This window comes from Curtobacterium sp. MCPF17_021 (assembly GCF_003234605.2).
Lineage (GTDB): Bacteria > Actinomycetota > Actinomycetes > Actinomycetales > Microbacteriaceae > Curtobacterium > Curtobacterium flaccumfaciens.
On sequence record NZ_CP126252.1, the window covers coordinates 1,592,690 to 1,606,319 of the forward strand.

Sequence of the window (13,630 nt, forward strand, 5' to 3'; positions counted from 1 at the left end):
GGTCGCCATCAGGGCATCGCAAGACGCATCAGGCGGGGGAGCCGGCGCGCTCACCCTCGCCCGTCCACGACCGGGTGCCGCCGTCGTGGACGGGCAACCGCGTGCGGTGCCCGACGGTCGCGCCACGGGCGCGCTCGATGGCGTCCGCTGCCGACACGAGCGTCAGGTGCGACAGCACCTGCGGGGTGTTGCCGATGTGGTGCCCGGTGGCGACGTCGATCTCCTCGGAGAGCATGCCGACGTCGTTGGCGTACCCGACGAGCACGTCCATCAGGCGCTCCGCGTCCTCGACCCGGCCGGAGGCGGCGTACTGCTCCACCAGCCAGAACGAGCACGCCAGGAACGGGTGCTCGGCGCCGGACAGTCCGTCGAAGCCGGCCGTCGTGCGGTAGCGGAGCACGAGGCCGTCGTCCCCGACCCGCAGGTCCTCCTCGATGGCGCGCACCGTGCCCGTCATCCGGGGGTCGTCGGCGCGGCAGAACCCGACCTGCGGCAGGACGAGCAGGCTCGCGTCGACCTCGTCGGTGTCGTAGTGCTGGCGGAACGAACCGCGCTCGGCGTTCCAGCCGTGCTCCTCGATCTCGGCGCGGACGGTGTCGCGCAGGGTACGCCAGCGGTCGACGGGGCCCTCGAGGCCGAACTCCTCGACCGCGGCGACCCCGCGGTCGAACGCGGCCCAGATCATCACCCGCGAGTGCGTGAAGCTGCGCCGCGGGCCGCGCATCTCCCAGATGCCGTTGTCCGGTTCCTGCCAGTGCTCCTCGACGTAGCCGAGCAGTGCCCGCTGCAGCGCCCAGGAGTCGGCGTTCTCCTCGACCCCGAGCTCGCGGGCGTCGTGCAGTGCCGCGAGGACCTCGCCGAAGACGTCGCCCTGGTACTGCGTCGAGGCGCCGTTGCCGACCCGCACGGGCGTCGACCCGAGGTACCCGGGCAGCTCGGGCAGCTCCCGTTCGGGCAGCTCGCGTTCGCCGGCGATGCCGTACATGATCTGGACGTCGGCGGGGTCGCCGGCGATCGCGCGCAGCAGCCAGCCGCGCCAGTGCGTGGCCTCGTCGCGGTAGCCGTGGGCGATGAGCGACGCGAGCGCGAGGGAGGCGTCGCGCAGCCACACGTAGCGGTAGTCCCAGTTGCGTTCGCCGCCGGGGTCCTCCGGCAGGCCCGTGGTCGCGGCGGCGACGACGCCACCGGTCTCGCCGTGGGTCATCGCGCGGAGGAACACCAGCGACCGTCGAGCGGCGACGGCGTACCGACCGGTGGTCTGCGCGGGGGCGGTCCACGCCGTCCACCACTGCACCGTGTGGGCGAGGGCCGCGTCGACGTCGAGCGGCTCCGGCGGCTCGCGGTGCGACGGGTACCAGGTGAGCACCGTGTCGAGCACGTCGCCGTCGTGGATCGTCGTGACGGCGGTGTGCCGGTGGTCGTCGGCGCGGAACTGCGGTCCCCGCACGATCACCGAGCCAGGGCCCGCCGTCGCGAGCAGCGCCGGTTCGTCGTCGTCCCCGATCTGCCGGATCCACGGCAGGGCCCGTGCGTAGTCGAACCGGATCCGGAGCGTCTGCCGGAGTTCGACGGTGCCGCGGAGCCCGCGCACCCGGCGGACGATCGAGGGGCGGTGCGCGCCGACGTGCATGAACTCGGTGACCTCGACCACACCGTCACGGGTGGTCCACACGGTCGAGAGCACCAGGGTGTCGCCGTGGTACCGCCACTGGGCCGTGGCCTCGTCGTCGACGGGTCGCAGGGTCCAGTGGCCGTGGTCCTCGGTGCCGAGCAGCGAGGCGAAGGTGGACGAGCTGTCGAAGCGCGGCAGGCACGCCCAGTCGATCGTCCCGTCTCGGCCGACCAGGGCAGCGGTGCCGGTGTCGCCGATCAGGGCATGGTCCTCGATGCGGTTCGGCGGTGTGTGCGGTGTGTGCGGTGTGTGCGGTGTGACTGGGTGCGGCGCGGCTGGGTGTGGTGCGGCTTCGGGCGGTGCGGCCGGCTCGGTGCTCATGGACCGATCGAACACCCGGTGCCCGAGCGCCGCGGTCGGCCACGGGTGCTCCGGGCCGAGAACGTGATGAAGGGTCGCTCAGGCCGGGTCGGAGGCGTCGGACTCGATGATGCCGACCCGCGCGAGCTCGCTCCACAGGCCGGCGCCGTCCGGTGCGTACACCCAGGGCGCCGACGAGTCACGGGAGCGCTCCTGCGCCCGCGACCGCCCACCGGCCAGGACCGCTTCGCTCGTGGACAGCTGCCGGATGGCGACGCCCGCGACGTTGTCCGGGTGCTCCCGCGAGAAGTCGCCGTAGAGGCTCTCGTCGTGCTGTCCGTCGTCGCCGACCAGGAGCCAGCGGATGTCCGGGAAGTCCTTCGCGAGCCGCCGCAGGTTCTCCTGCTTGTGCAGCTGCCCGCTGCGGAAGAACCGGTCGTGGGTGGGACCCCAGTCGGTGAGCAGGAGTGTGCCGGAGGGGTACATGTTGCGCGACAGGAAGCGCTGCAGCGTCGGCGCGACGTTCCACGCTCCGGTCGACAGGTAGACCGTCGGTGAACCGGGGTGCTGCGCGAGGATCCGTTCGTACAGCACGGACATGCCGGGCACGGGGCGGCGGGCGTGCTCGGTCAGGACGAACGAGTTCCAGGCGGCGAGCATGGGGCGGGGGAGCGAGGTCACCATCACGGTGTCGTCGATGTCGGACAGCAGCCCGAAGCGGGTGTCCGGGTGCACGACGAACACGTCGGCCTCGACGTCGCGCCCGCCACCTGCCGACAGCCGCACCGTGCGCCAGCCGGGCTCGAGGTCGATCGGGACGATGGTGTCGACGACACCGCCACGGTCGGTCTGCACCACGTGGGAGACGCCGCCGGCGGTGACGGTGACCTCGGCGTGGTCGACGGCGACGCTCGTGAAGCTCTTCCAGCCGCGGACTCCGGCGTAGGAGACGTCCGAGGCGAGACCCCGGCGCGTGAGGAGCACACGGCAGAGGATGCGCACCCAACCGGGCGCGCCGTAGCCGGTGTACGGGACCACCGTCGGGACGAGTCCGCGACGGCGTGCACGGTGCTCGCGGAACTCCTGGACGGCGTCCTCGATGCGGGCCGCACGGTGCAGGAGCGGCTCGGCCAACGACGGCTCGTGGGGCGTCGGGTCGGGCATGGCGTCATCCTCCCACGGGCGGCTGACGAAACCCGCGCGCTGCACAGAACTGGTGCGTCGCAACTGGTGAGTCGCAGCCACGTTCCAGGTGCGTTCTGCGAAAGTTGTCCCCGTCACACCAACCAACCGCGCTGGAGCGCAAGAGGAGAACACGTGCTCGTCACCGAGGTAACGAACGCTCTGCCGGGGGGATCATCACTGCTCAGGAACGAGCCGGTCCAAGCCCGCAGTTCGGCGCGCCTCGCCGGCCTCCTCGACGCCGCAGCCGCGGTGATCGACGAGATCGGGTTCGAACGGCTCACGACCGCCATGGTCGCCGAGCGCGCGGGGGCGTCGATCGGCACCGTCTACCGGTACTTCCCGGACCGCATCGCCGTGGTCGAGGCACTCGCGATCCGCTGCACCCAGCGGCTCGCCTCCCGCTTCGTCGAGGCGCTCGACGCCAGTGGCGCCGAGACCTGGCAGGACGCCAACGACGCGCTCATCGACATGACCGCCGAGATGTACCGCACCGAGCCCGGTTTCCGGGCCATCCGCTTCGGCGACCCGGCAGACACCGGCACGGGCGACGCCGAGGACCGCATGGGCGCGCTCGGCGCGACCGTGGGCCAGATCATGCGCGACCGCTTCGGGTTGCCGGACGACGAGCACATCACCCGCGCGTGGGTCGTCCTCGCCGAGTCCGGTCACGCGGTGCTGGCACGGGCGCACCGCGACCGCGAGCACCCCGACACGGAGCTGATCGAGGAGTACCGCCGGATGAACCGTGCGCACCTGGAATCGGTGATCGCCGCTTCCTGACCGTCCCGTCGAACCGGCGCGACACGCCGGGGACCGAACCGATCCGCCCGCGCCTCCGAACACCGAGGCGCGGGCGTCGTCGTCCCCGCCGATCCCGTGGTGCCCGTCGGCATCCCCACCGGCCTGTGCACCGCCGCGGGTCCGTCACGGATCGTCACAGCGAACCGATGTCGGCACCCCCGGGTACTCTCATCCGGAGTCGGGCTACCTCCGAACAGAAGGGCACCCCATGATCGAGTTCCGCTCGGTGCGCAAGACCTACCCGGACGGCACGACTGCGGTCGAGCACTTCGATCTGGTCATCCCGTCCCGGACCACCACCGTCTTCGTCGGATCCAGCGGCTGTGGCAAGACCACCCTGCTCCGCATGATCAACCGCATGGTCGACCCCACGTCCGGCACCGTCGAGATCGACGGATCGGACGTCGCCGGGATCAACCCCGTCGAGCTCCGTCGCCACATCGGGTACGTGATGCAGAACTCCGGGCTGCTGCCGCACCGCAAGGTCGTCGACAACATCGCGACCGTCCCGCTGCTGACCGGCGTCTCCAAGGCCGACGCCCGCAAGCGCGCCCTCGAGCTCATGGACACCGTCGGACTCGACCGTGCCTTCGCCGACCGCTACCCGTCACAGCTCTCCGGCGGCCAGCAGCAGCGCGTCGGTGTGGCCCGCGGGCTGGCCGTCGACCCGAACATCCTGCTCATGGACGAGCCGTTCGGTGCGGTGGACCCGCTGGTGCGCAACGACCTGCAGGACGAGCTCATCCGCCTGCAGCGCGAACTCGGCAAGACCGTCGTGTTCGTGACGCACGACATCGACGAGGCGTTCAAGCTCGGCGACCAGGTCGTCATCCTCAAGAAGGGCGGCGAGATCGCCCAGCAGGGGACGCCGGCCGAGATCCTCGCCGCACCCGCCGACGACTTCGTCGCCACGTTCATCGGCGCCGGCCGCGGGCGCCGCGCGCTCCGCGTCGAGCAGACCCCGACCGGTCCGATCGTCGTCGACGGCGAAGGTCGTGCAGCCGGCGTGCTGACGGGCCCCGTCGGGGTCGTCGACGCCGCCGAGGCCGTTCCGCAGTCCGACTCCCGAGCAGCAGAGGCCGGAGCGTCCCACGACGCACCGGGTGCCCCGGCGCAGGGTGGGGGCACCCGGTGAAGTGGGTGCTGGCGAACCTCGACACGATCTGGGACAACACGGTCTCCCACCTCGCGATCGCGATCCCGCCGATCATCGTCGCGTTCCTGCTGTCGATCCCGATCGGGTGGCTGGTGGTCCGGCTGCAGCGCCCTGGTGGGTCGCGCTTCGCCTCGGGTGTGGGCAGCAGCATCGTGACCCTCGCCGGTCTGCTCTACGCCATCCCGTCGCTCGCCCTGTTCGTGGCGCTGCCGAGCATCATCGGCACCGGCCTGCAGAGCCCGATCAACGTCGTCATCGGTCTGACGCTGTACGGCCTCGCTCTGATGGTCCGTTCCACGGTCGACGGGCTGACCTCGGTCGACTCCGAGACCAAGTCCGCCTCGACCGCCATGGGCTACTCGCCGGCGCAGCGGTTCTTCCGTGTTGAGCTGCCGCTCGCCGGTCCGGTCCTGCTGGCCGGCCTCCGAGTCGTCTCCGTCTCCACGATCTCGCTGACCACGGTCGGCGCGGTCCTCGGCATCCCGAGTCTCGGCCTGCTGTTCACCGACGGCCTGGGGCGCGGGATCTACGAGGAGATCCTCTCCGGCATCGTGATGGTGCTCGTGCTCGCCTTCGCCCTCGACGGCCTCCTCGTGCTGCTCGGGCGCCTGGTCATGCCGTGGACCCGGACGAACTCGGTGTCACGCCGACAGGCTCGCCGAGTCCTGCAAGCAGCGGAGGTCTCCTCGTGATCATCGGTCAGGCCTTCGCGTGGGTGTTCGACCCCACGAACTACGGCGGGTACAACGGCATCCCCACGCGCCTCTGGGAGCACGTCTGGATCACCCTGCTCGCGGTGCTCATCGCCGCGGTCATCGCCGTGCCGGTCGGGTACGCGATCGGCCACACCCGCCGTGCTCGTGGCTTCTCGATCGCGGTGTCCGGCGGGGTGCGGGCGCTCCCGACGCTCGGCGTGCTCTCGCTGTTCGGGCTGCTGCTCGGCATCGGGCTGCAGGCTCCCTTGCTCGCCCTCGTCATCCTGGCGATCCCGTCGGTGCTCGCCGGTGCGTACTCCGGCATCGAGTCGGTCGACCCGGGGGTCGTCGACGCCGCGAAGGCCCAGGGCATGACCGGCTGGCAGATCCTGTGGAAGGTCGAGATCCCGCTCGGGCTCCCGCTGCTGATCGGTGGCATCCGCGCCGCGGTGCTGCAGGTCGTCGCGACGGCCACGCTCGCCGCGTACGTCGGGGCCGGTGGCCTCGGCGGGTACTTCTTCCTCGGCCTGAAGACCCAGGACTACGCCGAGATGCTCGGCGCCTCCATCCTCGTGATCGCCCTCGCGATTGCGTTCGAGATCGTGTTCGCCGTGCTGCAGCGGGCGGCGGTGCCGAAGGGTACCGCGGACCCGTCGGCCCGACAGCGTCAGGGGTCGCGTGAGCGAGCCCGCAATCCACTCCCGGAAGGAAATCCCTCGTGATCACAGCACCCAAGATCCGCGCCGGTGTCGCCGCCGCGATGGCGGTCGGCGTCGTCGCCGCCCTCGCCGGCTGCGCGTCGAGCGACCCGCTCGACAGCGGCTCCAGCGACTCGTCCGACTCGAAGACGATCGTCGTCGGTTCGCAGCAGTACTACTCGAACGAGATCATCGCCGAGCTGTACGCCCAGGTCCTCGAGAAGGACGGCTTCGACGTGAAGCGCAACTTCAACATCGGGCAGCGTGAGGTCTACATCCCGCAGCTCGAGAAGGGCGCCATCGACGTCATGCCCGAGTACAGCGGCAACCTGCTGCAGTACTTCGACAAGGACTCGGACGCGAAGACCGCCGACCAGATCGACGACGGGCTCGACACGGCCCTGCCGAAGGGCCTCCGGGTCCTCGACGAGGCCGACGCGACCGACCAGGACAGCTACACCGTCACGAAGAAGTTCTCCGAGGACAACGACGTCACGAGCCTGGCTGACCTGAAGAACGTCGACGAGAAGCTCACCGTGGGGGCCAACTCCGAGAACCAGACGCGGCCGTACGGCCCGAAGGGGCTCAAGTCGGTCTACGGCGTCGACGTCGACTTCAAGGCGATCGAGGACGGCGGCGGGGCCCTGACCGTCAAGGCGCTCAAGGACGACACCGTCCAGCTGGCCGACATCTACACCGCTGACCCGAGCATCAAGGCGAACGGCTTCGTCACGCTGAAGGACCCGGAGAACCTGATCCTGCCGCAGAACGTCGTGCCGGTCGTCTCGAAGAAGGTCAACGAGAAGGCTGCGGACGCGATCGACTCGGTCAACGAGAAGCTCTCGACCGAGGCCCTGATCGAGCTCAACACCAAGAGCACGGTCGACAAGGAGAAGGCGTCCACCATCGCCGAGGACTGGCTCAAGGCCGAGGGTCTGCTGTAACCACTGCACCACCACTGCACCACCGCCGCACAGCATCTGCACCGCGGCTGCACTGCGAACAAAGCGACAGGCGTCGGGTATCTCCCCGGCGCCTGTCGTCGTTCGCGGAGCGGACAACGCGAACATCGGTGCCGCACGGTTGTGCCGTGCAGGGGCTGTGCACGTTTGTGCACGGAGCGGTTCTACAAGTTGTCGAAGTGGGGTGCTCCGCGATAGCGTTGGGGTGTCCCAAGGGCTGTGACACCTGATGTATCCGTTCCACAGGAAGCAACTGACGTGCACGAACAGCGCGCGGCCACCCGTCTCGGAATCGCCGCATGAACGACCTCCTCGATCCGCTCCTCCTGTCGCGGTGGCAGTTCGGTCTGACGACCATCTACCACTTCCTCTTCGTCCCGCTGACGATCGGCATGGCAGCCGTCGTGGCCGTGTTCCAGACCGCCTGGTACCGGACCGGCCGCGCGCACTACCTGCAGCTGACGCGGTTCTTCGGGCGGATCTTCCTGATCAACTTCGCGATGGGTGTCGTGACGGGCATCGTGCAGGAGTTCCAGTTCGGCATGAACTGGTCGAACTACTCGCGCTTCGTCGGTGACGTCTTCGGCGCACCGCTCGCGCTCGAGGGCATCCTGGCGTTCTTCTTCGAAGCGGCCTTCATCGGCATCTGGATCTTCGGCTGGGACCGCCTGCCCAAGGGCCTGCACCTGGCGAGCATCTGGTGCGTGAGCGCCGGCACGATCATGTCGGCGTACTTCATCATCGCCGCGAACGCGTTCATGCAGCACCCGGTCGGCTTCGCGATGAACGAGGCCAAGGGCCGTGCGGAGCTCACCGACATCTGGGCGGTGCTCGGCAACAAGGTCGCCCTGGCCGCGTTCCCGCACACGCTCTTCGCCTGCTTCATGGTCGCCGCGGCGGTCATCATCTCGGTCGCGGCCTACCACCTGGCCCGCAACCAGAACCTCGAGACGATGCTGCCGGCGCTCAAGTTCGGCATGTGGACCATGCTCGCTGCCGGCGCGCTGACCGTCCTGACCGGCGACCAGCTCGGCCTGACGATGGTCGACACGCAGCCGATGAAGATGGCGGCGGCCGAGGCGCTGTACAACACCGCGACCGGCAAGGACGCCTCGTTCTCGATCTTCACGCTCGGCACGCCCGACGGCGTGCACGAGCTGTTCTCGATCCGGGTGCCGTACCTGCTGTCGTTCCTGTCGACGCACACGTTCAACGGCACGGTCGAGGGCATCAACGACCTGCAGGCGCAGTACACGCAGGTGTACGGCCCCGGCGACTACAAGCCGATCATCTGGGTCACCTACTGGTCGTTCCGCTGGATGATCGCCCTCGGTGTCGGCGCGGTCATGGTCTCGCTGGTCGGGCTGTGGCTGACCCGCAAGGGCCGGTTCCCGACGCAGCGCTGGGTGTGGCGCATCGCCACCTGGACGGTGCCGCTGCCGATGGCCGCGATGATCGTCGGCTGGGTCTTCACCGAGATGGGCCGCCAGCCGTGGCTCGTGTTCGGGCTGCTCCAGACGAAGGACGGTGTGTCGCCGAACGTGACCGGACTCGAGGTCCTCATCTCGCTGCTGGTCTTCACCCTGATCTACGGCTCGCTGGCCGTCGTCGAGTTCAAGCTCATCAAGAAGGTCGCGCAAGAGGGGCCCGCCGACCCGGACGAGGTCGACGAGGAGACCGGCGAGGTCAAGCACGAAGTGACGGTCTACTAGAAATGGACGCTGCCTGATGGATCTCCCCGTTCTCTGGTTCGCGATCGTCGGCGTCTTCTTCGTCGGCTACTTCGTCCTCGACGGATTCGACTTCGGTGTCGGCATGTCCCTGCCGTTCCTCGGCAAGGACGACACCGACCGTCGGGTCCTGATCAACACCATCGGCCCGGTGTGGGACCTCAACGAGACCTGGGTCATCGTCGCCGGGGCGTGCCTGTTCGCGGCGTTCCCGGAGTGGTACGCCACGATGTTCTCCGGCTTCTACCTGGCGCTGCTGCTCATCCTCGCTGCCCTCATCCTGCGAGGGGTGTCGTTCGAGTACCGGCACCAGAACAAGCACCTCGAGTGGAAACGCCGCTTCGACCTGATGATCATCGTCGGCAGTGCCGTGCCGTCGTTCCTGTGGGGCGTCGCGTTCGGCAACGTGGTCCGTGGCATCCCGATGGACGCCGGGCACAACTACACCGGCACGATCTTCGACCTGCTCAACCCGTTCGCGCTGCTGACCGGTGCCGCGACGCTGCTGGTGTTCTTCACCCACGGGGTCGTCTTCGTCGCGCTGAAGACCGAGGGCGACATCCGCGTCCGCGCCAAGCGCCTGGCGACCCGGGCCGGCATCGTCACGATCGTCGTCGGCGCCGCGTTCCTGGTGTCGATGGCCTTCGTCCGGGCCACCCCGGCCTCGCTGGTGCTCTCCGTGGTCGCCGCCCTGGCCCTGGTGCTCGCCGTGCTCTGCAACGCCTGGGGCAAGGAGGGGCGCGCCTTCACGCTGATGGCGGTCACCATCGCTGCGATCGTGCTCGCGATGTTCACGGCGATCTTCCCCGACGTGATGCCGGCCTCGAACGACGTCGCGAACAGCCTGAACGTGTACAACGCCTCGTCCGGGTCGTACACGCTGACCGTGATGAGCTGGGTCGCGCTGATCTTCGTGCCCCTGGTCTTCGCGTACCAGGCCTGGACCTACTGGGTGTTCCGCAAGCGCGTCTCCCGCGCCCACGTCACCGCGGCCGCGCACTAGGCGGACGACGATGAAGCCCCTCGACCCCCGACTCCTGCGGTTGTCCCGGACGGCGCGCGGCTTCATCGTCGCCGCCGCCGGCACGGGTGTCCTCCGCACGCTCGCGACCATCGCGATCGCGTGGGGGATCGCTGCGGCAGTCACCCTCGGCGTCGACGCCGTCGGCGACGGCAGGGTGCCGGCGGCGTTCGGGCAGGCGCTCGCGCTGCTCGGCGGGGCGTTCGTCCTGCGTGCGGTTGCCGCGTGGGCGACGGACGACCTGGCGGCGCGCGCTGCGGCGAAGGTGAAGAGCGAGATGCGCACGACGGTGCTCGCCCGCGCCGCCGAGCGCGGTCCGTCGTGGCTCGCCGGCCGGTCGAGCGCCGGCTTCGCCACCACCCTCGGCCCCGGGCTCGACGCACTCGACGCCTACTTCGGCCGGTACCTGCCGCAGCTCGCGCTGACCGCGATCGCGACGCCGATGCTCCTGGTCGCGATCGGCCTGGGCGACCTGACCAGCGGGCTGATCATCCTGTTCGCCCTGCCCGTGATCCCGGTCTTCATGATCCTGATCGGCCTGGCCACGCAGTCGCTGCAGCGGAAGCAGTCGGACGCCCTCGCGAAGCTGGGTGGCGCCTTCACCGAGGCCGTCGAAGGGCTCGCCACGCTCAAGGTCTTCGGCCGTGCGCGCCGCCAGGTCGGTCGCATCGGGGTGGTCACCGACGAGTACCGTCGCGGCACGATCGGCGTCCTCCGGCTGTCGTTCGTGAGCGGCTTCGCGCTCGAGCTCGCCGCGAGTCTGTCCGTCGCACTGGTCGCCGTCTCGATCGGCATCCGCCTGGTGGACGGCTCGCTCGGCCTCGGTGCCGCGATGTTCGTGCTCGTGCTGGCACCGGAGGCCTTCGCCCCGATCCGCCAAGTCGGCGCCGACTTCCACGCCGCCCAGGACGGCGTCGAGGCCTCGGCCGCGGTGCTCGACGTGCTGGCCGACGACGAGACCGCATCACCGTCCGCGACCGGCAGCAGCGGCGGCAGCGGGACCGACACGGACCCCGCAGCACCCGCCACCGCCGTGGACGTCCGAGGGCTCGACGTCCGCGGGCTCATCGTCCGCCGGCCCGACGTCGTGATCGGGCCGTTCGACCTGCACGCCGAGCCCGGCACCGTCGTCGTGCTGGCCGGCCCGAGCGGTTCCGGCAAGTCGAGCATCATCGCCGCACTCCGCGGCGTCCTGCCGCACGACGGCACCGTCACCGTGCCCGGCCCGGCCGGTGCCTCCGTCGCCGAGCGCACCACCTGGGCCGACCAGCGGCCGCGTCTCGTCCGCGGGACGATCGCCGAGAACGTCGCGCTCAGCGCGACCCCCGACGACGCCGACGTGCGCACCGCCCTGGGCGACTCGGGGCTGGGACTCGACCCGGGCCTCCCGGTCGGCGCCGGTGGCAGCGGACTGTCCGGCGGCCAGGCCCAGCGTGTCGCCGTCGCACGCGCGCTGTACCGCGCGCGCCGCGCCGCCACGCCCCTCGTGCTGCTCGACGAGCCGACGTCCGCGCTGGACGCCGAGTCCGAGGAACGCGTCATCGCGGCAGCCCGAGGCCTGGCGGCCGACGGCGTCGTCGTCGTGGTCGCCAGCCACCGACCCGCGGTCGTCGCCGCGGCCGACGTCCGCGTGGACGTCGGCGTCGGCGGGTCCGTGACGGTCCGCAGGGGGGTGCGCGCATGAGCCGGGAGGCCCGTGGCGGCTCCGTCCTGCGGCTCGCGATGCCGCACGGGTCGGGTTGGGCGAAGGCGGTCGCCGCCGGGTCGCTCAGCGCGGTCTGCGCGGTCGCGCTCCTCGCCGCGAGCGGCTACCTGATCACCCGTGCCGCCGAGCACCCGCCGATCCTGTACCTGACGCTCGTGATGGTCGGGGTGCGCGCGTTCGCGCTGGGGCGTGCCGTGCTCCGGTACGTCGACCGGCTCGCCGGGCACGACGCGTCCTTCCGGCAACTGGCCGTGGTGCGGACGGAGATGTACCGGCGGCTGGCGTCGATCGCGCCCGCGGGGCTCGGGCGGACCGGACGCGGCGACCTCATGACGCGCCTGGTGACCGACACCGACCGGCTGCAGGACCTGCCGATCCGCGTCGTCGGGCCGCTCGTCTCCGCCGGGGTCGTCGCGGTGCTGTCGGTCGTCGCCGTGGCGCTCGTGTCGGTGCCGGCGGCGCTCGTGCTCGTCCTCGCGCTGGCGGTCGCGGCCCTGGTCGGCACGATCGTCACCCGGGCGATCGCCGAGCGCTCGGACCGCGAGACCGCCGCCGACCGGGGTCGCGTCGCGGACCTGGTGCTCGACACCGTCCGGACGCTCGACGTCTTCGCCGCCTACGGCACCCTGGACGAGCGGCTCGCGCACATCGCCCGGCTCGACGCGGGTGTCACCCGGGCCGTCCGGCGCCGTGGCACGGTCGAGTCGCTCGTCGGTGCCCTGGTCGGTCTGGTCGGTGGCGGTGCGGTGATCGGGATCCTCGCCGTCGGTGCCCCCGCCGTGGTGTCCGGTGCGCTCGACGGTCCGCTCTGGGCCCTGGCGGTCTTCGTGCCGCTGGCGCTCTTCGAGGTCGTCGGGACCGTCCCGCTCGCCGTCCTGACGCTCCGCCGGGTGCGTGCTGCGGCCGAACGGGTCGAGCAGGTCGTGCCCGCCGAGGTGCCCGTCGGCATCGTCCCCGAGCCCGACGAGGACGCCGACCCGGCGTCGCTCGTGGTCGAGGGGCCGGTCACGCTCGCCGTGCAGGACCTGACCGTCCGCTGGCCGGGAGCGGCCGAGCCGGCGGTCGACGGGGTCTCGTTCACGCTCGCCCCCGGCGAGGTCGTCGTCCTCCAGGGGCCGAGCGGTGCCGGCAAGTCGACCCTGGTCGACGCGCTCGTCCGGTTCGTGGAGCACGAGGGCTCCTACACGCTCGACGGCGTCGAGGCGAAGGCGATGCACCCCGACGCGGTGCGGGCCCGGGTCGGCCTGATCGAACAGGACCCGTTCGTGTTCGACCAGTCGGTGCGGCAGAACCTGCTCTTCGCCCGTGAGACCGCGACCGACGACGAACTGCTCGCCGTGCTCGACCGGGTCGGCCTGGGGGAGTGGGTCGTCCGGCGAGGCGGGCTGGACGCCTCGGTCGGGGAACGCGGCGTGCTCGTGTCCGGCGGCCAGGCGCACCGGCTCGCGCTCGCCCGCGCACTGCTGCACGCGTTCCCGGTGCTGGTGCTCGACGAACCGACCGCCGACGTCGACCCGGACCTCGGTGACACCGTGCTGCGTGACCTCGTCACCACGGCCCGCGCAGCGGGCCGGACGGTCGTCATCGTGTCGCACGTCCCGGTGGCGCCGGACCTGGTCGACCGCACCCTGCGGATGCGGGACGGGCGCCTGCTCGCCGGGTGAGCCGACAGGCGGACGCGGGACGGGCCTCCCGGCTTGTATCG

Annotated in this window: 11 protein-coding genes; 9 read left to right on the forward strand and 2 right to left on the reverse strand. The window is 70.8% G+C overall.

Annotated features, from left to right (window positions below):
• Positions 1-28 precede the first annotated feature (28 nt).
• Together DEJ29_RS07490 and DEJ29_RS07495 are read right to left on the reverse strand one after the other, a co-directional pair.
• Positions 29-1,993: a glycoside hydrolase family 15 protein gene (locus DEJ29_RS07490; RefSeq protein WP_258375981.1), complete on the reverse strand. Its 1,965-nt coding sequence runs from the start codon at positions 1,991-1,993 to the stop codon at positions 29-31.
• Positions 1,994-2,071: 78 nt separating this feature from the next.
• A complete protein-coding gene (locus tag DEJ29_RS07495) occupies positions 2,072-3,136 on the reverse strand; it encodes an App1 family protein phosphatidate phosphatase (RefSeq protein WP_110864632.1) in 1,065 nt (354 codons plus the stop codon).
• A 153-nt stretch (positions 3,137-3,289) separates the two neighbouring features.
• Here DEJ29_RS07495 and DEJ29_RS07500 point away from each other — a divergent pair, with 153 nt between their 5' ends.
• The 9 genes from DEJ29_RS07500 (at position 3,290) to cydC (ending at position 13,589) form a co-directional block, all read left to right on the forward strand.
• The gene (locus DEJ29_RS07500; RefSeq protein ID WP_071248156.1) at positions 3,290-3,937 is read left to right on the forward strand and encodes a TetR/AcrR family transcriptional regulator; all 648 of its coding nucleotides are present in this window, start codon (positions 3,290-3,292) and stop codon (positions 3,935-3,937) included.
• 229 nt (positions 3,938-4,166) lie between these two features.
• On the forward strand, positions 4,167-5,093 hold the full coding sequence (locus DEJ29_RS07505; protein WP_027465271.1) for an ABC transporter ATP-binding protein: 927 nt from the start codon (positions 4,167-4,169) through the stop codon (positions 5,091-5,093).
• Positions 5,090-5,806: an ABC transporter permease gene (locus tag DEJ29_RS07510; protein ID WP_110864634.1), complete on the forward strand. Its 717-nt coding sequence runs from the start codon at positions 5,090-5,092 to the stop codon at positions 5,804-5,806. Before DEJ29_RS07505 ends, DEJ29_RS07510 begins: the two co-directional genes overlap by 4 nt.
• Positions 5,803-6,531 (forward strand): ABC transporter permease, encoded by a 729-nt coding sequence (locus DEJ29_RS07515; protein ID WP_071405717.1) that lies wholly within the window; start codon positions 5,803-5,805, stop codon positions 6,529-6,531. Before DEJ29_RS07510 ends, DEJ29_RS07515 begins: the two co-directional genes overlap by 4 nt.
• Positions 6,528-7,451 (forward strand): ABC transporter substrate-binding protein, encoded by a 924-nt coding sequence (locus tag DEJ29_RS07520; protein WP_111095417.1) that lies wholly within the window; start codon positions 6,528-6,530, stop codon positions 7,449-7,451. The genes DEJ29_RS07515 and DEJ29_RS07520 overlap by 4 nt, the downstream gene beginning before the upstream one ends.
• A gap of 317 nt (positions 7,452-7,768) precedes the next feature.
• Positions 7,769-9,181, forward strand: a complete 1,413-nt coding sequence (locus DEJ29_RS07525; RefSeq protein ID WP_071405716.1) for a cytochrome ubiquinol oxidase subunit I — start codon at positions 7,769-7,771, stop codon at positions 9,179-9,181.
• Between the two features lie 16 nt (positions 9,182-9,197).
• Entirely contained in the window at positions 9,198-10,202 is a 1,005-nt protein-coding gene (cydB, locus tag DEJ29_RS07530; protein ID WP_110864636.1) for a cytochrome d ubiquinol oxidase subunit II, read from the forward strand.
• 10 nt (positions 10,203-10,212) lie between these two features.
• Positions 10,213-11,904, forward strand: coding sequence for a thiol reductant ABC exporter subunit CydD (gene cydD, locus DEJ29_RS07535; RefSeq protein ID WP_111095418.1), 1,692 nt, complete (start codon positions 10,213-10,215; stop codon positions 11,902-11,904).
• On the forward strand, positions 11,901-13,589 hold the full coding sequence (cydC, locus tag DEJ29_RS07540; RefSeq protein ID WP_111095419.1) for a thiol reductant ABC exporter subunit CydC: 1,689 nt from the start codon (positions 11,901-11,903) through the stop codon (positions 13,587-13,589). The genes cydD and cydC overlap by 4 nt, the downstream gene beginning before the upstream one ends.
• Positions 13,590-13,630 lie beyond the last annotated feature (41 nt).